This window comes from Bacillus sp. ISL-47 (assembly GCF_018613175.1).
Classification (GTDB): domain Bacteria; phylum Bacillota; class Bacilli; order Bacillales; family Cytobacillaceae; genus Cytobacillus.
In genome coordinates, this window is sequence record NZ_JAGGQS010000042.1 from 1 (window position 1) to 20,505 (window position 20,505).

Consider the following 20,505-nt stretch of genomic DNA (forward strand, 5'->3'; position numbering starts at 1 on the left):
CATTTATCTAGGTTAGTCTATGCTGCAGCAGGCTTCTTTTTTAGTATAAAGCTCAGAGCGAGTATTCTCAGTGGTCTTCAAAATATAATGAAGTATCAGAAAATCAGAAAATATTTAATTTAACATGAAAACGATACCATTGCAAGGTATTTCTTGAAATGTGCTGCTGAGAGTGTTTAAATGGGGAATTGAGAGATATTAATGATGTCCGTTGTACACAATAAAGTTGTACCAGTTTGACATCTCACAGATGTTTTTTATATAAAAGTATGAGTTCAAAGAGGAAGACAAAAGAGCCGAGAAAATCAAGGAAGTGAAGCTTTGATCAGCTGAAAAGCAAACTGACGCAGATTTTCGACCGCTATTTTTCCCGGACTATTTGAACATCATCTAAAGGAGCGGTTGCTTTATGGCAAAAATTATAGCAATTAACGCCGGCAGTTCCTCGTTGAAATTTCAGCTTTTTGAAATGCCGAGCGAAGAAGTTATTACAAAAGGTTTAATTGAGCGTATTGGATTGGATAATGCGGTTTTCAATATTTCCGTTAATGGCGAAAAAGTTAAGGAAGTAACAGATATTCCTGATCATGAAGTAGCTGTTAAAATTCTGCTTGATAAATTAACGAGTCTTGGAATCATTCAATCACTGGATGAAATAGAAGGAATTGGCCACCGTGTCGTTCATGGCGGAGAAGCATTTAATGATTCTGCTGTCATTTCAGATGAAGTACTTGCGAAAATTGATGAGCTATCCGAGCTTGCACCTCTTCACAATCCAGCAAACATTACTGGAATTAAAGCATTCCAGCAGGTGCTTCCAAATGTGCCGGCTGTTGCTGTGTTTGATACTGCATTCCACCAGACAATGCCAGAAAGTTCATTTTTATACAGTCTGCCATATGAGTATTATGAAAAATATGGCATACGTAAATATGGCTTCCACGGCACATCACATAAATATGTATCAGAACGTGCGGCAGAAATGCTTGGCCGTCCGCTTGACCAGCTTCGCCTTATCTCCTGCCACCTGGGAAATGGCGCAAGTATTACGGCTATTGAGGGCGGAAAATCTATTGATACCTCAATGGGATTCACTCCGCTTGCAGGTGTAACAATGGGAACCCGCTCAGGTAATATTGACCCTGCCCTCATTCCATTCATTATGGAAAAAACGGGCAAGGATGCAGATGAAGTTCTGGATATACTTAATAAAAAGAGCGGTATGCTTGGAGTCTCAGGCTTTTCTAGTGATCTTCGAGATATTGAAATCCAAGCTGTGGAAGGGAATGAAAGAGCAGAATTGGCTCTTGAAGTATTCGCCAACAGAATCCACAAATATATCGGTTCTTATGCATCCCGTATGTATGGCGTAGATGCGATCATCTTCACAGCTGGAATCGGCGAAAATAGTGATGTTATCCGTGAGCGTGTCCTTCAGGGACTTGAGTTCATGGGCGTATACTGGGACCCGGCGCTGAACAAGGTACGCGGTGAGGAAGCATTCATCAACTATCCTCACTCACCAGTAAAAGTTATGATCATCCCAACAAATGAGGAAGTCATGATTGCCCGCGATGTTATGAGATTGGCAAAGTAAAAAACTAAGGCAAGAGCATTGCGCTCTTGTCTTTTTATATTTTATAGGAGAGAGGACTGTAGGAGAATTTACCATCTTACTTATGCTATACTGAGACCAATAAGACGTTTTGGGAGGTATACTGATGCCATTGAGCGAACGGGAAAATAGTGTATTGGCTGGGATTCGTGATTGGGAAAGCAAATTGTATAGCTATGAGCCCAACGATTTGGAGATGGTATATGACAAATCGCTGGAAAAATCATTTGCATTGCTGCCTGAAGAGGCACAGCAGCAATTTTTTTCTGCCCTTGATAGCTGGCTGTTCCATCTCCATGCACTCATTCAGGGATCACAGCTGCAGATGGATGCCAAAGAACGCATATTAACTGCAGGCAGGGTCTTTCATTCTGATATTGAGACAATTGAAGATCTTAAAGCTTTAACTATCGATCAGCTTCAATACATAGCGCAGCAGCAGATTGCCCGCCATCGGCTGTACTCTTTTGCACAGGGAGGAATTGCAGGTACAGGCAGCTCATTGATGATTGGTACAGATATTCCGGCAATGGCAGTTATTAATCTTCGGGCTGTACAGCTAATAGCCATGACCTACGGCTTTGAAGTTAATACACCATACGAAATGATGAGTTCTCTTAAAGTTTTCCATGCCGCCACCCTTCCGCCGCGCCTGCAGGGCAGTGCCTGGGAAGAACTAATGTATGAGCTTCAAAACCAGGAAGAGTTCTATTTCTATGAGGGGAAGGAAGATCTGACGAATATAACGTGGATTGAGCAGCCAATAAAGCAGCTCTTCAAAGCAATCGCTATTTACTTTTTTCGGAAAAAATCGGTTCAGGGGATTCCCTTCATCAGTATGGCAATTGGAGCAGGAGTCAATTATCAGCTGACACGAAATGTAACAGATTTCGCCTATAAGTATTATCAAATGAGGTATTTTCACGAAAAGAAGAAACGCAGCTAAGAACTATTAGATCTGCGAGGAGGCAAGCTGCCTCATTTATGACTATATAAAGGTGATGTTAAATGAGTACATTCGAGCATAAAAAAGAAGCGCCAAAAGAGGTAAGATGCAAAATTGTAACAGTCAGTGATACAAGGGACAAAGATACAGATAAGAGCGGCAAGCTGATGATTCAGTTGTTGGAAGAGGCAGGACATCTCATTGCTGATTATGTGATTGTGAAAGATGAATCAGGTCCGATACGCGAGGCAGTTTTAAAAGGGTGCGAAGACCCCAATATAGATGTTGTACTTACTAATGGAGGGACAGGAATCGCTTTGCGTGATGTTACAATCGAAACAGTAAGAGACTTGTTTGATAAAGAAATAGACGGGTTCGGCGAACTCTTCCGTATGTTAAGCTACACGGAGGATATCGGATCGGCTGCCATTCTTTCAAGAGCGGCTGCCGGCTCAGTTAATAATAGAGCAGTGTTCTCAACCCCTGGGTCTTCCGGTGCAGTTCGGCTTGCCATGAATAAGCTGATACTACCCGAACTTGGACACGTTGTCAGGGAATTGAAGAAAGACTTATCTTAAAAAAATCCTTTCCGGCTGGAAAGGATTTTTTTTGATTCGCTTTTCTATGAATGCATTTTTTCAGTAATATCCTGATTGGTTCTATACCAAAGCCATAAATCATTTATAACGGATGCAAGCTCGGAAATTTCGCTGTTAAGCGCACACGATCTTTCGAAGTTGCCTTCATCCGACAACTCAGCCTGTTTCCTGTTTATATCTGCTTCAAGCTCAGCAATCCGATCCGGAATCCTGCCCCTTATCTTTTCCCAATGGAACAAAATCACCTGCTGTGTTTTCTGTGAATATTCATCCCACTCGCGGTTAAAATTCGGAATAGGGATGCCAAGCCGGTTATCATGTGAAAAATGCTCCTCCATTATAAAGCCTCCAAACAATGATCTTGCTTTCATTTTACTATAAAGGCAGTCAAGCTTCCATGAGTTATTATGCTTAAAGCTAAAAAGCTCGCCATTCAAAGGGTGTTATAGAGGGATTTGAACGTTTTCTTGTCAATTTTTATACATTTTTAAGAATAAGTATTGATTTTTAAAACAAAGGTTGTTAAAGTAAGAGAATAATAAATGAATAAAAACATAATTTAATTGTATATTTATACGAGTATTCATGAGGAGGAAATATAAATGTCAAATAATAAAGTAGTTCTAGCTTACTCAGGCGGTTTAGATACATCAGTTGCTATTAAATGGCTTCAGGATCAAGGTTATTCAGTCGTTGCCTGCTGCCTGGATGTGGGCGAAGGCAAAGACCTGAACTTTATTCAAAAAAAAGCGTTGTCTGTTGGAGCGGTCCAGTCATATGTAATTGATGCGAAAGAAGAGTTTGCTAATGAATATGCACTTATTGCTCTTCAGTCACATGCACTTTATGAAAATAAATATCCATTGATTTCTGCGCTTTCACGTCCGTTAATTGCCAAAAAGCTAGTTGAAGTGGCAGAAAAAGAAGGCGCTGTTGCAGTTGCACATGGATGTACAGGAAAAGGGAACGACCAGGTTCGTTTTGAAGTAGCCATTCAGGCTTTAAACCCTGATCTTCAGGTATTGGCTCCGGTTCGTGAGTGGAGCTGGTCACGTGAAGAAGAAATTGAATATGCAAAACAAAATGATATTCCAATTCCAATCAACCTTGATTCTCCATATAGTATTGACCAAAATTTATGGGGAAGAAGCAATGAATGCGGAGTGCTTGAAGATCCATGGGCAGCTCCACCGGAAGATGCATACGATTTAACAGTTTCTTTGGAAAAAGCTCCAGATACACCTGATACGGTTGAAATCGGCTTTGAAAAAGGAGTTCCAGTCAGCTTAAATGGTAAAGCAATGCAGCTTTCCGAACTAATTGCTGAACTGAATGAACTAGGTGGCAAGCACGGCGTTGGACGTATTGACCATGTGGAAAACCGCCTTGTCGGCATTAAATCCCGTGAGGTTTACGAATGCCCGGGTGCAATGACATTACTTAAAGCTCATAAAGAGCTGGAAGACTTAACGTTAGTAAAAGAAGTGGCTCACTTTAAACCGGTTATAGAGAAAAAAATTGCAGAGCTTATTTATGAAGGCCTATGGTTTTCACAGCTGAATAATGCATTAGCCGCATTCCTTAAGGAAACACAGAGCTTTGTTACAGGTACAGTAAGGGTGAAATTGTTTAAAGGGCACGCGATTGTAGAAGGCAGAAAATCTCCTTATTCTCTATACGATGAAAAACTGGCTACTTATACATCTGAGGATGAGTTCGACCATAACGCAGCGGTTGGCTTTATCAAGCTATGGGGCTTGCCGACTAAAGTTCAAAGCATCGTACAAAACAAGAAGGTGACAGTGTGAAAAAATTATGGGGCGGCAGATTCACGAAATCTGCTGAAGAATGGGTAGATGAATTTGGAGCCTCGATTTCATTTGACCAGGAATTAGTAATGGAAGATATAGAGGGAAGCATGGCCCATGTTGCCATGCTTTCTAAAACCGGGATCATTACAGAGGACGAGGCCGACCAAATAAAAAATGGCCTTCAGCAGCTGAAGGAAAAAGCGTCAAATGAGGAGCTGTCTTACTCAGTAAAACTTGAAGACATCCATTTAAATCTTGAAAGCAGCCTAACTGAATTGACAGGGCCTGTCGGCGGAAAGCTCCATACAGCAAGAAGCCGGAATGACCAGGTAGCAACAGATATGCATCTTTACTTGCGTAAACAGGTTAAGCTGATTGTTGAATTGATTAATGAAATGCAGGAAGAGCTGATTGAGCAGGCTGAAAAGAATGTAGAAACCATTATGCCAGGTTATACACATCTTCAAAGAGCCCAGCCGATTTCCTTTGCACATCATTTAATGGCGTATTTCTGGATGCTGGAGCGTGATAAAGCACGCTTTGCGGAAAGCTTGAAGCGAATCAATCTATCTCCGCTTGGTGCTGGAGCGCTTGCCGGAACGACTTTTCCTATTGACCGTGAGTATTCTGCGAACCTTCTCGGCTTTGAAGGCATCTACGAAAACAGCCTTGATGCTGTAAGTGATCGAGATTTTATCCTTGAATTTTTATCCTCAAGCTCGATCCTTATGATGCACCTCTCTCGCCTAAGCGAAGAATTCATCCTTTGGTCAAGCCAGGAATTTCAATTCATTGAATTAGATGACAGCTTTGCGACAGGCAGCAGCATTATGCCTCAGAAGAAAAATCCTGACATGGCAGAGCTTATAAGAGGAAAAACCGGACGCGTATATGGAAACCTTATGGGATTGCTTACGGTTCTAAAGGGTCTGCCGCTTGCCTATAACAAGGATATGCAGGAAGACAAGGAAGGCATGTTCGACACGGTTAAAACCGTTACTGGATCACTAAAAATCTTTGCCGGAATGATCCGCACGATGAAGGTGAAAAATGATCAGATGGAAAAAGCGACCAAGACCGATTTTTCTAATGCCACTGAATTGGCTGATTACCTGTCAGATAAAGGAATTCCATTCAGGGAAGCTCATGAGATTGTAGGGAAGCTTGTCCTTACATGTGTGGAAAAAGGCTGTTTCCTTGGTGACCTGCCGCTCGATGAATTTAAGAAGGCCAATACGTTGTTTGATGAAGATATTTATGCAGTCCTGGATCCTTATACAGCTGTCAAAAGAAGAAATAGCGCTGGGGGAACAGGCTTTAAGCAAGTGAATATAGCCATTGAAAAGGCTAAGAAATTCGTTGCGAAAAAAGAATAGACTGTGAATATGAAATACTATATAAAAAGAGGCTGACTCAAAAGGTCGTTAAGTGACGACCTTTTTGAGTCAGCTTTTTATTTTGAGGACAGTTTCTTCTTTTTTTACCTTAGTGTATATGCTGATATTGATTCTAGCACCCTGTTGATTGGAGCGGAGGGGCTAATCCCGCGAAAATGCATCCGCATTTCCTTCGTGCGGTGTAAAATCAAGGATGCTGATTCAGAGTCCTGCGGGAGAAGCGAGTCAACGGGAGACCCCGCAGGTGCGAATGCACCGAGGAGGCTCCCGGACCGCCCGCGTTCGCTGAGTCCCTGGAGCGGAAATCAACAGGCCAATTTTATAGAGCTATTTTCTTTGAAAGAGGGTGCCCAAAAAGCTATACTCTTGAGACAACCTCCTTTCTTTAAAAAGGCTATTCATCTTCTTTATCTGTTCTAACAACGAGGACATCGCATCGGGCATAACGGGTGATATGTTCAGAAACACTGCCGATCAGGAATCGTTCAACTGCATTCATGCCGGTTGCACCGCAAATAATTAAGTCCACGTCATGCTTTCTGGCAATATCTTTTGGAATTTTCACTTTCGGAGAACCATAATCGATTTCGAAGCTAACATTCTCAATGCCAGCGTCCAGTGCAGTCCGTTTATATTTTTCCATTAATTCAGTTGCAAAACGGTCTGCTCTTTCAGCGATCGTACGATCATAAGCTTCTACAGTAGCAAAAGTACGTGTATCAATAATGTGTGCCAGCACCATAGAGGCATCATTCCGTTTTGCGATTTCAATTGCTTTTTTAAACGCCCATTCCGCTTCAGTTGAACCATCTACTGCGACTAATATATTCTTATACTTCATGCCCATTTTAATCTCCTCCTTTACCTATATTATACAGCTGCAAAATGTGAATATCTGTAACAAAAAATCGAACAATAGTAGAGCCGATCAACAATTTTTAAAAAGGAGCAGATGTCGATGGAAAAGCGGGAACCGAAAGCACAGTCACCATTTTTTTATGATGAGCAGGGTACAAATGAGGTAAGTGCACAAATTATGAATGCCTATAACAGCGGTGTTATTGATCAGTCGAATGCTCATTTTGACATGGAAGAAAACGAACGAAATGAAGGGAAATTACAATAAAGAAAATCAAAAAGCTGTCATTACGATGACAGCTTTTGTTGTCTTTTTAATTGGCGGTTTCCGTTTAACCTTACATATTTGTGAAAAATAATATATCCGATACCAGTTAAGAAAAACGAGATAAATCCGGGTGAGATAAGATCGGGAAGGGCAAGATAGATCAGTGCGCCGAAAATGATCGCTATAAGCCCTTCACGGTTTTGATCAGATTGGCTGATAAATAGCTTTGTTAGATGCGCTTCTGAAAGAGTGCCTTTTTTTACGAATAGAAAGTCTGCAATGATTACAGCTGAAATCGGAATAATAAAAATACCGAGTATGGATATATATGCCTGTGCTTTATTCACAACTGCAGGAAAACAGCTTAGAACAACGGCAGCAGTTCCAAATATTAATGTGCTTTTTACTCTGCCCAGGTTTTGAAAGATATTAAGTAGGCTAAATCCACCAGTATAAGCGTTGTTCATATTAATGGAAATCATGGATGTCATAGCACAAATAAAAATGAGAAACAATACCCAACTGGAGGCTGCAAGGCTGCTGGCAGAAACAAACGGATTCCATTCACCGAATAGAGATGCGGATAAAGCACCCAATATAGCAGTAATGGTGAAGCCGAATGTGTTGCCGGCAAACAATCCCCAAAAGGCTCCTTTTGCTGATGAAGCATAACGGGCCATATCGGATGATGCGCTCACCCCGGAGACATATTGAATAAAAGCAAGAGATGAATAAAGAAAGAATGATCCAAAGCTCCAATGAGAATGCGTTAAGGATCCAAAAGATTGGGTGCTGGAAAGTTCTTTTATAAAAAGTACAAAAAGGACAACCTGCCCAATGATTAAAAATGGCATAAAATACTTTATAGCCTTTTTGACAGTATTAAAGCCACTCAAAGCAAGCAAGCTCATCAATCCTGCTAGAAATACCGATACAAACACTAACGGCAGCTTTATTCCAAACACCTTTTCCAGCAAACTGATCAGGACTGCTGATCCCCCGATTGCCTGGACGGAGAACCAATACAGCGACGTTAACGACCGGATAGGGGAAGAGATATACCTTGCCGCAACAGTGCCAAGTATGGTTCTAATGGCAAACTGGGCAGGTATTCCATGCCTGGAGCCAGGCAGTGATAACAATGACACAAAGAGAAAAGCAGCGGCAGCCCCCATAACGGTTGATGCTACAGCCGCCAAAAAGGAGAGTCCGCCCGTCAAAACAGCGAGTGCGGGAACAAGGAAGTTTCCGGAATTAACGGAAAAAGCGGACTGCAAATAAAAATAATCAAACCACTTGGTTGTTTTTAATTCGGCAGGAACCGCCTCCAGACCGAATTTTTCTATGGATGGAAATGAGGTTGAATGCTTTTTATCGGAAGATGGCATAGAAAAATTCCTTTCTTAAAATACATTAATTTCATTCTACCTGAGGACAATCCTGAAAGGGCAAGAATTTTGCCCCACTCGTATATTTTCCGTCAGAAAAGCCGAATAAGTGGATAAAGAACTTTATTTTATAGGAGGTATGCAGCATGCGTATCGGAGTACCGAAAGAAGTAAAAAACAATGAGAACAGGGTAGCCATGACCCCGGCTGGTGTGGTAAACCTAATTCAATTTGGACACGAGGTTTACATTGAAACTGGTGCAGGTACAGGTTCTGGTTTTCTGGATGAAGACTACGTAAGTGCAGGGGCAAAAATTGTTCAAACTGCAGAAGAAGCGTGGTCGGTGGAGATGGTTATGAAGGTAAAAGAGCCGCTTTCAAGTGAATATGCCTATTTCCGTGAAGGGTTAATTCTGTTTACATATTTACATTTGGCTGCAGAACCTGAACTGACAAGGGCTTTGATCGAGAAGAAAGTGGCGGGCATTGCTTATGAAACGGTCCAGCTTCCAAATCGGACACTGCCCCTGCTGACTCCCATGAGTGAAGTGGCTGGCAGGATGGCCGCACAGGTAGGTGCGCAATTTTTAGAAAAGGTCTACGGAGGAAAAGGAATTCTATTATCGGGGGTACCGGGTGTCCAGCGAGGGAAAGTCACGATTATCGGTGGCGGTGTAGCGGGAACCAATGCGGCTAAAATGGCTATTGGCCTGGGGGCAAAGGTTACGATTATCGATCTAAACCCTGAACGCCTTCGCCAGCTGGATGATATCTTCGGAAAAGAAGTGACAACACTCATTTCAAACCCTTACAACATTGCTGAAGCGGTTATGGAGTCCGACCTGGTTATCGGGGCTGTTCTAATTCCGGGGGCAAAAGCGCCAAAGCTTGTAACAGAGGAAATGATCAAGACGATGAGTCCCGGCTCTGTTGTTGTGGATATTGCCATTGACCAGGGAGGGATTTTTGAAACAACTGACAAAATTACAACCCATGATAATCCAACATACGAAAAGCATGATGTAGTCCATTACGCTGTTGCAAACATGCCTGGTGCAGTTCCCCGCACCTCGACACTTGCATTGACCAATGTAACGGTCCCATATGCAGTTCAAATTGCCAATAAAGGCTATAAGAAGGCCTGCTTGGAGAATGAGGCCCTAATGAAAGGCATTAACACATTGAATGGTTATGTGACATACAAAGCAGTAGCCGAGGCGCATAATCTTGACTATTCAGATACCAGGACACAGCTGGTGCAGCAGTAAGGCATATTGGTTATAACATGAGAGGTATTCATTATTCTAAGATAGAATGTTGACAGGAAGCGAAGTGACCGATTTATCGAGAATCTGACCGATAAATGCAGCGAAGTGACTGATAAAATTAAAATTTGACCGATATCAAAGCCCATAAAAAATCCGGAGTCCTAAAACTCCGGATTTTTTATAGGTTTCTCTGGACGATTTACACAATAATCACAATCCGGATCACTGCATGCACTTTCTTTCCATTTATTGCAGGAAGGGCAGAAAGCTGCATCATATTGATCTGAATAAACCAGCGGACCTTTACATTTACGGCATCCCGCTGGATCGGTTATATTTCCTTCGTATTCTTTGCCATCCACAAAAAGAATCCCTTTTTTAAGATCGAATTTGATTTTCATATCCTACTTGATGATTTGAAGTTCTTTCGGGAACTTGGTCAGAATTTCGACTCCATCTGCTGTTACAGCAAGATCGTCTTCAATCCGGACGCCGGCAACGCCTGGAACATAGATACCCGGTTCAATTGTGAAAACCATGCCTTCCTCAAGCAAAAGTGTATTGGTTTCGGTTAAGGAAGGGTATTCATGAACGCTTACACCAAGTCCATGGCCCAATCGATGTGGAAAATAATCACCATAGCCGGCTTCTGAAATCAGATTCCTTGCCGTTAAGTCTATTTCAGCGCAAGGCACTCCCGGCTTACTTGCTTCTACAGCTGCAAGCTGTGCCTTTAAAACGGTATCATAAATCTCCTTTTGTTTATCGTTAATATCACCGTATGCAACAGTTCTTGTGATATCTGAACAATATCCATTCCAGACAACACCCAGGTCAAACAGCACTAAATCCCCTTTTTGGATTTTTGTCATTCCAGGTGTTCCATGCGGGGAAGCTCCATTCGCACCTGTAAGCACCATTGTGGAAAAGGACATTTCATTTACGCCCTTTTTCTTTAATGCGTATTCAACAGCTGCTAAAACCTCAAGCTCTGTTTTTCCTTCCTGGATTTCAGCACAGCCTGTTTCAATGGCAAAGTCAGCCAATGCACAGGCTTCGCGGATGATTTCCAGTTCCTTTTCGTCTTTGACCATTCGAAGCTTCCGGAGTTTTTCTTCTGCTGAAACAAATGCTGCTCCGCTGAACAGATTTGAAATTGCTTCATATCGTTCCACATTCATATGTTCTTTTTCGATGGCTGCTTTTTCCACTTTGCCTATTCTGCTATGTATGGATTTCTGAATGAATTCCCATGGGTTTTGGATATCGCTGTAACCAATGATTTCGTGGCTCCATCCGGCGTTTTTGGCATCCTCTTTTTCCATGGCCGGGCATACAAGGAAAGGCTCCTCATCTTGAAAAACGGCCAGGCCTAGCAAGCGTTCGTGCGGATCGCTTAAAAAGCCGCTCAAATAAAAGACATTATCAGGTGAAGTCACAAAGCTCATTTGTATATCATTATCCTTCATCCACTGTGATAGTTTTTGTAATCTGCTGTTCATAATGAACCTCCTTATGTACTGATACCTTGAGAGTAGCAACTAAATAAGAAAAAGTAAACTTTTTAAAGTCTATTATTTAGGGTATATATTTAAATTGAGGCAGGATTAACCCGTTTTTCGTTGAAGTAAATTGACATAACATGATTTCTGAGAGGAGCATTAACATGAAAGTTTCGTATCACGGACATTCAGTTGTTAAAATTGAATCACAGGGAAAAACAATTTTAATTGACCCATTTATAACAGGCAATGGGCTGACAGATTTAAAAGCAGAGGAGCAGAAACCAGATGTTATCATTGTTACGCATGGGCATGGGGACCATTTAGGTGACACGATTGAATTGGCAAAACGCAATGATTCTCTTGTTATTGCAAACTTTGAGCTTGCCACTTACTTAGGCTGGCAGGGAGTTAACACACATGGAATGTCTATCGGCGGAGGATATGATTTCGATTTTGGAAGAGTAAAGCTCACGCCAGCTTTCCATGGAACAGGTCTTGAGACTGAAAATAATGAGATTATTTATCTGGGAATGCCTGCAGGTGTCCTTATTATTTTAGAAGGAAAAACGATTTACCATGCAGGGGATACTGGGTTATTCTCCGACATGAAATTAATTGGAGACCGCCATCCGATTGACCTGGCATTCCTGCCGATCGGCGACAATTTTACAATGGGTCCTGACGATGCAGCATATGCTGCGCAGCTTTTGGGTGCCAAAAAGGTAGTACCTATTCACTTCAATACTTTTCCGCCAATAAAACAGGATCCGCATAAATTCACAAGTATGCTGGAGAATAGGGTAGGCCAGGTGCTAGAAGCAGGAGAAATAATCGAATTATGATAATAAAACCGCAGCTTCAGCTATGGAGGCTGCGGTTTTCTATGAGACTTAGCATTGAAATGAAGTTATATCAACGAAAAAATCAATATATCAACGAAACTCCCAGATATATCAACAAAAACAAAATTCACCGTAATCCACTCCTGGAAGCCAGCGTACATTTAAAACCAATCATTTTCCCGGCCTGTCCGCATACATTTTAAAGAGAATGTTATAAAGGAGGAAGCTTAAGATGAACAAAAACCGATATTTATTATGTTTGCTGCTGTGCGGATTGATGCTTTATTATGCTGCGCCAAGACTTGGTGTTTTTAATGGCGGAACAGAAGGGATTTTTTCCATTAGCTGGCTGGCATTGGCCCTATTTGTTATTGCAGGAAATTTGACTGCTTTGCTGTATGCTCCGAAAAAAACGAAAACTACCCAAAAACACACAAGGAAAATAATGGCAAAAAAAAGAGTCCGTTCATTCAGCAGATAGGCCAATATTGCTGAAGTCAATTGTATCAAGGCCTTTTTACCCTTATAATGAAATATAGGAATAATTTGTAGAGGGTGAAAGTCTTGGCTACTAAGCATGAGCAAATTTTACAATACATTGATGAACTGCCCGTAGGGGAAAAGATATCAGTCAGACAGATCGCCAAGGCACTTGCAGTCAGTGAAGGGACTGCATACAGAGCGATTAAGGACGCTGAAAATAAAGGGTATGTGAGCACAATTGAACGTGTGGGCACAATACGGATAGAACGCAAAAAGAAAGAGAATATCGAGAAGCTGACTTTTGCTGAAGTTGTTAATATCGTTGATGGCCAGGTGCTGGGCGGAAGAGCCGGTCTTCACAAAACGCTGAACAAGTTTGTTATTGGGGCTATGAAGCTTGAAGCGATGATGCGGTATACAGATGCTGGAAACCTATTGATTGTCGGAAACCGGACACAGGCCCATGAACTGGCATTGAAGGCAGGGGCTGCGGTTTTAATAACGGGAGGCTTCGATACTGAAGATCATGTTAAGAAGCTGGCTGATGAGCTCCAGCTGCCGGTCATCTCGAGCAGCTATGACACATTCACCGTCGCGACAATGATTAACCGGGCAATTTATGACCAGTTGATCAAAAAAGAAATTGTCCTTGTGGAGGATATCCTGACCCCTCTTCAAGAAGCGATTGTCTTGAAAACGACGGATTCTATTGCTGATTGGCTGAAATACAACCGCGAAACCAATCATAGCCGTTTTCCGGTGGTCGACCATAATCTGAAGGTTCAGGGAGTGGTGACATCCAAAGATATTATGGGCCATGATCCGGAGACGGCTATCGAAAAAGTAATGACCAAAAACCCAATGACTGTCGGCGGCAAAACAAGCGTAGCATCTTCTTCCCATATGATGGTGTGGGAAGGCATTGAACTGCTGCCAGTTGTAGATGAATCGAACAAGCTGGAAGGCATTGTAAGCAGACAGGATGTTCTAAAAGCACTGCAAATGATTCAGCGCCAGCCGCAAGTGGGTGAGACCCTTGATGATATTGTTACAAATCAGCTTGTCCTGACAAGAGGAAAAACAAAGGGCGAGGATGTTTATGGATGTGAAGTTACTCCGCAGATGACCAACCACCTTGGAACGATTTCTTATGGAGTATTTACGACAATCGTCTCTGAAGCAGCAAACAGAGTTTTAAGAAGCTATAAAAAAGGGGATCTGGTCGTAGAAAATATGACGATCTATTTCATTAAGCCTGTACAGATCGACAGCACGCTTGAGATCTATCCGAAAGTACTGGAAGTAGGGCGGAAATTTGGGAAAGTGGATGTGGAAGTATTTAATGAAGGTGTCCTCGTAGGCAAGGCCATGATGATGTGCCAGCTGATTGATCGGCACTAATTTAAAAATGGAGCCCATTTGAGATTTGGGTATAAGAAAAGCCGCTCCAATAGGAAACGGCTTTTTTAAATCTTAATTTTATGCTCTTTTCTCATGGCTCTTTTCGTATAGATTNNAATAAGCTTCCTCGAATAAGCCATCGCACGAAGAAAATGCGAATGCATTTTCGAGGATCAAATGCCTTCCGCTCCAATCAACTCAGCCTATTAAACTTTACGAAAACAGCTTAATTTTAACAATAGGCCTGCGAGCACACTTCTTAATTCTTCCTTGCTTCCTCAGCTTCCTTTGCTGCGTATGGCTGGTAAAATTTATAAGCTTTTATGCCGCCCCAAATACTTAATCCTCCAACAAGGATAAAAATAATACCGACAATAAGCGCTGTGGTTGTATCATATAAAAACAGCTGATTTAACCCAAAGAAAGCAACAAACGCACCAAGAGCCATTTTAGACTTCGCCGATATCCATTGTCTTTCAGACGGCTGCTTGCTTCTGAAGAATTTGATTTTGTAAAAAATATAGAAAGAAAAAGAGAGAATGATCAGAATAACAAAGATAGGCATATCGTAACCTCCAAGTTTCGACAATCTCTTTTCATTCTACCTGCATAATTGAAAAAATGCCATAAGTGTGCTGAGTTTTCTTTTTCTTTTCACCATGATGTGGTAAAAATAAAGTATTCCGAATAAAAGGAGCGCGCCATGAAACAAAAGATACTCGATGAAATTAAAAAACATGAAACGGTCATTATTCATAGGCATGTCCGTCCCGATCCGGATGCGTATGGGTCACAGGGAGGGCTTGCTGAAATCCTGAAGGCTTCGTTTCCTGAAAAAAATATTTTCACTGTAGGCAAGGAAGAAGAAACTCTGCACTTTATGAGAAGGCTCGATGAAATACCTGATGATACATATAATGGGGCACTTGTAATTGTCTGTGATACAGCAAATGCTGAGCGTATATGTGATGGCAGATACGACCAGGGCGACGTGCTAATTAAAATTGACCACCATCCGAATATGGATCCATATGGAGACAAAATGTGGGTCGATACAGATGCAAGCTCCACGAGTGAAATGATTTATGAATTTTATCTCTTTGGGAAAGACCAGGGCCTCAAGATGCCGGATGATGCTGCAAGACTATTATTTGCTGGGATAGTAGGGGATACTGGCCGTTTTCTCTATCCAAGCACAACTGAAAAGACATTTGCATATGCAGGAGAGCTGATACACTATAATTTTTCGCGGCCCGAGCTGTTCAATAAAATGTATGAGCTAAAAGCAAATATCGTTAAATTAAAGGGCTATGTACTGCAAAACTTTGAAATGAAAAAATATGGGGCGGCTATAATGGTTCTAAAAAAGGAACTGTTAGAAGAGTTTCAGGCAGTGCCATCTGAAGCTTCTCTTCTTGTAAGTGCTCTTGGTGATATTCAGGGAATAAAAGCGTGGGTTTTCTTTATTGAAGAAAGTGATCAAATCCGTGTCCGCTTCCGGTCGAAAGGTCCAATTATCAATGAGATTGCGAGAAAGTATAAAGGAGGGGGCCATCCGCTTGCTGCCGGAGCATCGATTTATTCATGGGATGAACTGGATTCGGTAGTAAGGGATTTGGAGGAAGCCTGCAGAGAGAACTAATCTGGATTGCCCGGCTTTTAGCCGGGCCTCAATCCAGCATAATAATCAATTCTATTGAAACAGTTGTATAAATCACCATTTCTTTTACTTCAACCCGATATCTTTTTTCATTCACTCTATGTGTTCTATTTTCTATTATTTTTTTAATCAGTTCACTGCTTTTATAAACTGTATCAATATCCTTGGCAATCATCATGCTAATGTCCTCTTTAATATCATCTTCCAGCTGAAAGACACTGAAAGAATCCAGCTTATATTTCTCGCCGTTTACAATTTTAATAGTAATGTCCTGGACAGTAAGGTTTTTTTGATTTTCCTTATTAAGCTTCTTAAATTCCTCCTGCCAGATTTCTTTATCTTTAACCAATTCATCTATGGTGTCCTTTTGCAGCTTGATTTCCTTGCTGTACCTTTCCTGCCACTCACCAAAAATATACAAAAATATAAACCAGCTAATAATGCCCCCTATGGCCATGCCCGCAAAAAAGCGCTGCCAGGAGGGAAGACGATAGTATGGCGGGATTCTCATGAAATATGCTCCTGAGTCAGCCAGTTAATAAGCATGGCACCGGTTTGGGCCCCGCCAAGAGCAGAAAGAATCAGCATGAATTGCTTAAAAATATCTTTCGTCTGACCATCCAATACACCCTTTTCAAAACTGTAAACTGTATCGAAGGTGCCGCCGATTGCAGCAATGATTGCCCAAATGCGAATCATATTGGAAATTTGGAATATTTCATTCAAAGGAGGCTTGCCTGTTAGAAAAGCAGCCAATCCGCCGATGATCGAACCGCCTACTAAAACACCAAGAGCAATGAAGTAACTCTCAATTAATGTAGAAAAAAAAGGCTGAGTATTCATATCATTCATCCTAACTGCAGGAGAAATCCTGCCTGATTTATCTTGATACTTCATCATATGGACAAACTTTTAAAAATATGTTTTTGGCTGCCCGGATATAAAAAGAGAACATATTTTCTTTTTGGAAACGGGCGTTCTATAATAAAAGCAGCAGAGAAATTAAGGGTGTGAGAAACGTGTCATTTATTCACCTTCATGTATATAGTGCTTATAGCCTGCTGTCCAGCACAGCAAGAATAGAGCAACTGGTTTCAAGTGCCAGGGAAAAGGGATTTTCCGCCTTGGCTTTAACTGACAAAAATGTCATGTACGGTGCCGTCGCCTTTTATAAAGAATGCTTGAAGCAATCCATTAAGCCGATCATGGGCTTAACTGTGGATGTAATGAGTGAGGCAGATGAAGGAGGGGCTTATCCAATTGTCCTTCTTGCCAAAAACCAGCAAGGATTTCAAAATCTATTAAAAATCACAAGTACAGTCCAGACAAAATCACTGCAAGGAATCCCGGTAAAGTGGCTAAAGCATTATGCTGGCGGTCTATTCGCCTTAACCCCGGGACTGGAGGGAGAGATTGAAAGCCATTTGGCGACTGGAGAATTCGATAAAGCCAAAAGGGCTGCAGAACTTTTTAGTGTGCTTTTTGAAAGAAATTCGTTTTTTCTTTCCCTGCAAGAGCATGGATTGCCTGAAGAGAAAGGAGTTCAGGACGGCCTGGCCCGCCTTTCTTCAGAAACGGGCATTGAGCTGGCGGCAGCCAATAGTGTTCACTATCTGAACAAGGAAGATGCTTTTTCCCATGAATGCCTGCTGGCTATAAAAAATGGGGAAAGGCTGCAGGATGAAGGCAGAGAGCGTCTGGCAAGTGATGAATATTACTTAAAAACTTCTCAGGAAATGGTAGAATTATTGTCCGGATACCCAGGTGCTTTGGAAAATACCATTAAGATTGCTGACCAATGCAACGTTATGCTCGAGCTGAACAAACAGAACCTTCCAAAGTATCCCGCTGATAGAGGCCTAAGCGTCGATGAGCTATTAGAGGAAATTTGCTGGCAAGGCTTTGCTGAAAGATATCCTGTTGCAGAGGCTGAACATAGCGAACGCCTAAAATACGAATTAAAAATAATTAAAGAAATGAAATTCAGCGATTATTTCTTAATTGTCTGGGATTTTATGAGATTTGCCAGGGACAATGGCATTTTAACAGGCCCAGGACGGGGATCTGCAGCTGGTTCAATGGTTGCTTATGTACTGTACATAACAGATGTGGATCCGATCGAGCATAAGCTGCTGTTTGAACGATTCCTTAATCCGGAAAGAATCTCCATGCCTGATATTGATATCGATTTTCCGGATCACAGAAGGGATGAAGTGATTCAGTATGTATCCAAAAAATATGGAGAGCTTCATGTTGCCCAGATCCTTACGTTCGGAACACTGGCGGCAAAAGCAGCATTACGGGATGTCGGCAGGGCATTTGGATTAAATCCAAAAGAGTTAGACATTCTATCGAGAAAAATTCCTTCCAAACTGGGGATCAATTTGAAAGAGGCTTACAAAGAGTCTGAACCGCTAAGAAGATTCACTCAAGAATCTGATTTAAACCGCAGGCTATTCGAAACCGCCCTTAAACTGGAAGGTCTGCCGAGACATACCTCTACGCATGCTGCTGGAGTTGTCATCAGTGAGCATCCTCTGGTAGAAGCAATTCCCATCCAAAAAGGCCATGAAAATGTCTATTTGACTCAATATTCTATGGAACATCTGGAGGATGTCGGCTTACTGAAAATGGACTTTCTTGGGCTCAGGAACCTGTCATTGATTGAAAATATTTTAAGCTCGATCCAGAGAAAAACAGGTAAGCGAATTGATATCAAAAGAATCCCGCTGAATGATTCAGCGGTGTATAGCCTCCTTGGAAAAGGTGATACAACGGGTATTTTCCAGCTTGAATCAGAAGGAATGAGAAGTGTCCTGACCAGACTGCAGCCAACCCGTTTTGAAGATATTGTAGCTGTCAATGCTCTTTATCGTCCTGGACCAATGGAAAATATCCCGCTTTTTATCGACAGAAAGCATGGGCGGCAAGAAGTATCTTACCCCCACCCGGATCTAAAAGATATTCTTGAAAATACTTATGGAGTTATTGTTTATCAGGAACAAATTATGCAAATTGCCGCAAAAATGGCAGGCTTCTCCCTGGGAGAGGCAGATTTGCTAAGGCGTGCAGTAAGCAAAAAGCAAAAAGCAGTACTTGATCGGGAGCGCAGCCATTTTGTGGGCGGGGCATTAAAGAAAGGGTACTGTGAACAAACTGCCAATAATATTTATGACTTGATTGTGCGTTTTGCGAACTACGGCTTTAATCGAAGCCATGCTGTTGCTTACAGTTTTATAGCTTACCAGCTTGCCTATTTGAAATCCCATTATCCGCTGCACTTTATGGCTTCCTTGCTGACATCAGTTATCGGGAACGAAGGTAAGATCGCTCAATATATCAGAGAGCTGAAACAAATGGGCTTATCCATCCTTTCTCCTTCTATTAATCAAAGCGGCTATTCCTTTTTAGTTGAAAAAGACTCGATTAGGTATAGTCTTGCAGCTATTAAAGGGGTAGGGGCAGCGGCATTAAAAGATATTTTTCAGGCCAGAAAAAATAAGCGGTTTGAGGATTTATTCGATTTTTGCATAAGAGTATCGACAAAAGCTGTTAATCGTAAAGTTTTGGAAGCCCTGGTCCATTCAGGCAGCTTTGACGAAATTGGAGAAGACAGAGCCGTCCTGCTTGCGAGCCTCGATGTGGCAGCGGAACACGCACAGCTGGTTAAACCGGAAGACGACCAGTTTGATTTCTTTGAAGACGATGAATTTTTCCCAAAGCCAAAATATACTCAAATGGATCCTATACGGCCAGAGGATAAGCTGAAATTCGAAAAAGAAGTACTTGGCCTGTATTTATCGGACCACCCCGTTTCAGTATACGAACCCCATTTTACTCTCCTTGGGGCCGTTCCGCTTTTGGAGCTTGAACCTGAAGACAAAAGAGCCAGAACAGTTGTATATGTGTCGGATGTGAAGAAAATCCGTACGAAAAAAGGGGAGCCAATGGCCTTTCTTTCTTTAAGCGACCAGTCGGGAGATATGGAGGCAGTCGTATTTCCAAAGGTTTTTAACCGTTATGCAGCTCTATGTGCTCAAGGAAACATTATTTTTGCGGAAGGGAAGATGGAAGAGCGGGGAGGAAAAAAGCAGCTGATCCTGCAGCAGCTAGAGGATGCAAAGGAAGCTATTGAAAGAATGGGAAACAAGGATCCTGTCTTGTATCTGCGGATTTCAAAGGAGAAGGAAACAGCAGAAAATCTCCGTTTCCTTAAGGAAATATTTAAGAAAAATGAAGGACCTGTACAGGTTGTTCTATATTACGAAAGCACCAAAAAAAGCATTCGCCTTGGAGAAGAGGACATGATTCAGCCATCGGATGAATTCATAATTCAGCTAACTAATTCACTGGGAGAGAATAACGTGATTTTAAAGTAGTTTCCCTTTACAACAATAACAATTATGGTATATTTGTAAGAAGAAAAAAAACTGGTCTGACCACTATGGTGAATTAGAATAAACT

19 protein-coding genes are annotated in these 20,505 nt (G+C 41.7%); 12 read left to right on the plus strand and 7 right to left on the minus strand.

What is annotated here, in order from left to right; all coding sequences use genetic code 11:
• Nucleotides 1-409: 409 nt before the first annotated feature.
• The 3 genes from J7I93_RS14175 (at nt 410) to J7I93_RS14185 (ending at nt 3,139) form a co-directional block, all read left to right on the plus strand.
• Nucleotides 410-1,597 (plus strand): acetate kinase, encoded by a 1,188-nt coding sequence (locus J7I93_RS14175; RefSeq protein ID WP_214726519.1) that lies wholly within the window; start codon nt 410-412, stop codon nt 1,595-1,597.
• A 124-nt stretch (nt 1,598-1,721) separates the two neighbouring features.
• Nucleotides 1,722-2,561, plus strand: coding sequence for an EcsC family protein (locus J7I93_RS14180; protein ID WP_214726520.1), 840 nt, complete (start codon nt 1,722-1,724; stop codon nt 2,559-2,561).
• Nucleotides 2,562-2,623: 62 nt separating this feature from the next.
• A complete protein-coding gene (locus tag J7I93_RS14185; protein WP_214726521.1) occupies nt 2,624-3,139 on the plus strand; it encodes a MogA/MoaB family molybdenum cofactor biosynthesis protein in 516 nt (171 codons plus the stop codon).
• A 44-nt stretch (nt 3,140-3,183) separates the two neighbouring features.
• On the opposite strand, the gene J7I93_RS14190 is transcribed toward J7I93_RS14185, so the two are convergent.
• Complete coding sequence (locus J7I93_RS14190; RefSeq protein WP_214726522.1) at nt 3,184-3,498, minus strand: hypothetical protein; 315 nt, start codon at nt 3,496-3,498, stop codon at nt 3,184-3,186.
• Between the two features lie 264 nt (nt 3,499-3,762).
• On the opposite strand from J7I93_RS14190, the gene J7I93_RS14195 reads away from it, so the two are divergent.
• Nucleotides 3,763-4,968, plus strand: coding sequence for an argininosuccinate synthase (locus tag J7I93_RS14195; protein WP_214726523.1), 1,206 nt, complete (start codon nt 3,763-3,765; stop codon nt 4,966-4,968).
• Nucleotides 4,965-6,347 carry an argininosuccinate lyase gene (gene argH / locus J7I93_RS14200; RefSeq protein WP_214726524.1) on the plus strand — a complete coding sequence of 461 codons (1,383 nt, stop codon included), beginning with the start codon at nt 4,965-4,967 and terminating at the stop codon, nt 6,345-6,347. Before J7I93_RS14195 ends, argH begins: the two co-directional genes overlap by 4 nt.
• A 415-nt stretch (nt 6,348-6,762) precedes the next feature.
• Here the strand turns inward: argH and J7I93_RS14205 are convergent, their stop codons facing one another.
• A complete protein-coding gene (locus J7I93_RS14205; RefSeq protein WP_214726525.1) occupies nt 6,763-7,215 on the minus strand; it encodes a universal stress protein in 453 nt (150 codons plus the stop codon).
• 111 nt (nt 7,216-7,326) lie between these two features.
• Between J7I93_RS14205 and J7I93_RS14210 the strand changes: the two genes are divergently transcribed.
• Nucleotides 7,327-7,494 carry a hypothetical protein gene (locus J7I93_RS14210; RefSeq protein ID WP_214726526.1) on the plus strand — a complete coding sequence of 56 codons (168 nt, stop codon included), beginning with the start codon at nt 7,327-7,329 and terminating at the stop codon, nt 7,492-7,494.
• A gap of 20 nt (nt 7,495-7,514) precedes the next feature.
• On the opposite strand, the gene J7I93_RS14215 is transcribed toward J7I93_RS14210, so the two are convergent.
• Nucleotides 7,515-8,882, minus strand: a complete 1,368-nt coding sequence (locus tag J7I93_RS14215) for a purine-cytosine permease family protein (protein ID WP_214726527.1) — start codon at nt 8,880-8,882, stop codon at nt 7,515-7,517.
• Nucleotides 8,883-9,028: 146 nt separating this feature from the next.
• Between J7I93_RS14215 and ald the strand changes: the two genes are divergently transcribed.
• Nucleotides 9,029-10,150, plus strand: coding sequence for an alanine dehydrogenase (gene ald / locus J7I93_RS14220; protein WP_214726528.1), 1,122 nt, complete (start codon nt 9,029-9,031; stop codon nt 10,148-10,150).
• 404 nt (nt 10,151-10,554) lie between these two features.
• On the opposite strand, the gene J7I93_RS14225 is transcribed toward ald, so the two are convergent.
• A complete protein-coding gene (locus J7I93_RS14225) occupies nt 10,555-11,652 on the minus strand; it encodes a M24 family metallopeptidase (RefSeq protein ID WP_214726529.1) in 1,098 nt (365 codons plus the stop codon).
• Between the two features lie 164 nt (nt 11,653-11,816).
• Here J7I93_RS14225 and J7I93_RS14230 point away from each other — a divergent pair, with 164 nt between their 5' ends.
• From J7I93_RS14230 to J7I93_RS14240, 3 genes are all read left to right on the plus strand, one after another.
• The gene (locus J7I93_RS14230) at nt 11,817-12,497 is read left to right on the plus strand and encodes a metal-dependent hydrolase (RefSeq protein WP_214726530.1); all 681 of its coding nucleotides are present in this window, start codon (nt 11,817-11,819) and stop codon (nt 12,495-12,497) included.
• A 232-nt stretch (nt 12,498-12,729) separates the two neighbouring features.
• Nucleotides 12,730-12,978 carry a hypothetical protein gene (locus J7I93_RS14235; protein ID WP_214726531.1) on the plus strand — a complete coding sequence of 83 codons (249 nt, stop codon included), beginning with the start codon at nt 12,730-12,732 and terminating at the stop codon, nt 12,976-12,978.
• Between the two features lie 83 nt (nt 12,979-13,061).
• The gene (locus tag J7I93_RS14240; protein WP_214726532.1) at nt 13,062-14,381 is read left to right on the plus strand and encodes a CBS domain-containing protein; all 1,320 of its coding nucleotides are present in this window, start codon (nt 13,062-13,064) and stop codon (nt 14,379-14,381) included.
• A 259-nt stretch (nt 14,382-14,640) separates the two neighbouring features.
• On the opposite strand, the gene J7I93_RS14245 is transcribed toward J7I93_RS14240, so the two are convergent.
• A complete protein-coding gene (locus J7I93_RS14245) occupies nt 14,641-14,946 on the minus strand; it encodes a YtpI family protein (RefSeq protein ID WP_214726533.1) in 306 nt (101 codons plus the stop codon).
• A gap of 138 nt (nt 14,947-15,084) precedes the next feature.
• Here J7I93_RS14245 and J7I93_RS14250 point away from each other — a divergent pair, with 138 nt between their 5' ends.
• A complete protein-coding gene (locus J7I93_RS14250) occupies nt 15,085-16,023 on the plus strand; it encodes a DHH family phosphoesterase (RefSeq protein WP_214726534.1) in 939 nt (312 codons plus the stop codon).
• A 28-nt stretch (nt 16,024-16,051) separates the two neighbouring features.
• On the opposite strand, the gene ytrI is transcribed toward J7I93_RS14250, so the two are convergent.
• Both ytrI and ytrH read right to left on the minus strand, forming a co-directional pair.
• Nucleotides 16,052-16,552, minus strand: a complete 501-nt coding sequence (ytrI, locus tag J7I93_RS14255; RefSeq protein ID WP_214726535.1) for a sporulation membrane protein YtrI — start codon at nt 16,550-16,552, stop codon at nt 16,052-16,054.
• On the minus strand, nt 16,549-16,941 hold the full coding sequence (gene ytrH / locus J7I93_RS14260) for a sporulation membrane protein YtrH (protein ID WP_483297136.1): 393 nt from the start codon (nt 16,939-16,941) through the stop codon (nt 16,549-16,551). Before ytrH ends, ytrI begins: the two co-directional genes overlap by 4 nt.
• A gap of 119 nt (nt 16,942-17,060) precedes the next feature.
• On the opposite strand from ytrH, the gene dnaE reads away from it, so the two are divergent.
• A complete protein-coding gene (dnaE, locus tag J7I93_RS14265) occupies nt 17,061-20,420 on the plus strand; it encodes a DNA polymerase III subunit alpha (protein ID WP_214726536.1) in 3,360 nt (1,119 codons plus the stop codon).
• Nucleotides 20,421-20,505: the final 85 nt, after the last annotated feature.

Coding starts and splice junctions, on each gene's coding strand:
- J7I93_RS14180 (WP_214726520.1), top strand. CDS start 1,722: ATGCCATTGAGCGAACGGGAAAATAGTGTATTGGCTGGGATTCGTGAT.
- J7I93_RS14235 (WP_214726531.1), top strand. CDS start 12,730: ATGAACAAAAACCGATATTTATTATGTTTGCTGCTGTGCGGATTGATG.
- ytrH (WP_483297136.1), bottom strand. CDS start 16,941: ATGATGAAGTATCAAGATAAATCAGGCAGGATTTCTCCTGCAGTTAGG.
- J7I93_RS14195 (WP_214726523.1), top strand. CDS start 3,763: ATGTCAAATAATAAAGTAGTTCTAGCTTACTCAGGCGGTTTAGATACA.
- J7I93_RS14250 (WP_214726534.1), top strand. CDS start 15,085: ATGAAACAAAAGATACTCGATGAAATTAAAAAACATGAAACGGTCATT.
- ald (WP_214726528.1), top strand. CDS start 9,029: ATGCGTATCGGAGTACCGAAAGAAGTAAAAAACAATGAGAACAGGGTA.
- J7I93_RS14215 (WP_214726527.1), bottom strand. CDS start 8,882: ATGCCATCTTCCGATAAAAAGCATTCAACCTCATTTCCATCCATAGAA.
- J7I93_RS14175 (WP_214726519.1), top strand. CDS start 410: ATGGCAAAAATTATAGCAATTAACGCCGGCAGTTCCTCGTTGAAATTT.
- ytrI (WP_214726535.1), bottom strand. CDS start 16,552: ATGAGAATCCCGCCATACTATCGTCTTCCCTCCTGGCAGCGCTTTTTT.
- J7I93_RS14245 (WP_214726533.1), bottom strand. CDS start 14,946: ATGCCTATCTTTGTTATTCTGATCATTCTCTCTTTTTCTTTCTATATT.
- J7I93_RS14190 (WP_214726522.1), bottom strand. CDS start 3,498: ATGGAGGAGCATTTTTCACATGATAACCGGCTTGGCATCCCTATTCCG.
- J7I93_RS14225 (WP_214726529.1), bottom strand. CDS start 11,652: ATGAACAGCAGATTACAAAAACTATCACAGTGGATGAAGGATAATGAT.
- J7I93_RS14185 (WP_214726521.1), top strand. CDS start 2,624: ATGAGTACATTCGAGCATAAAAAAGAAGCGCCAAAAGAGGTAAGATGC.
- J7I93_RS14205 (WP_214726525.1), bottom strand. CDS start 7,215: ATGGGCATGAAGTATAAGAATATATTAGTCGCAGTAGATGGTTCAACT.
- J7I93_RS14210 (WP_214726526.1), top strand. CDS start 7,327: ATGGAAAAGCGGGAACCGAAAGCACAGTCACCATTTTTTTATGATGAG.
- J7I93_RS14230 (WP_214726530.1), top strand. CDS start 11,817: ATGAAAGTTTCGTATCACGGACATTCAGTTGTTAAAATTGAATCACAG.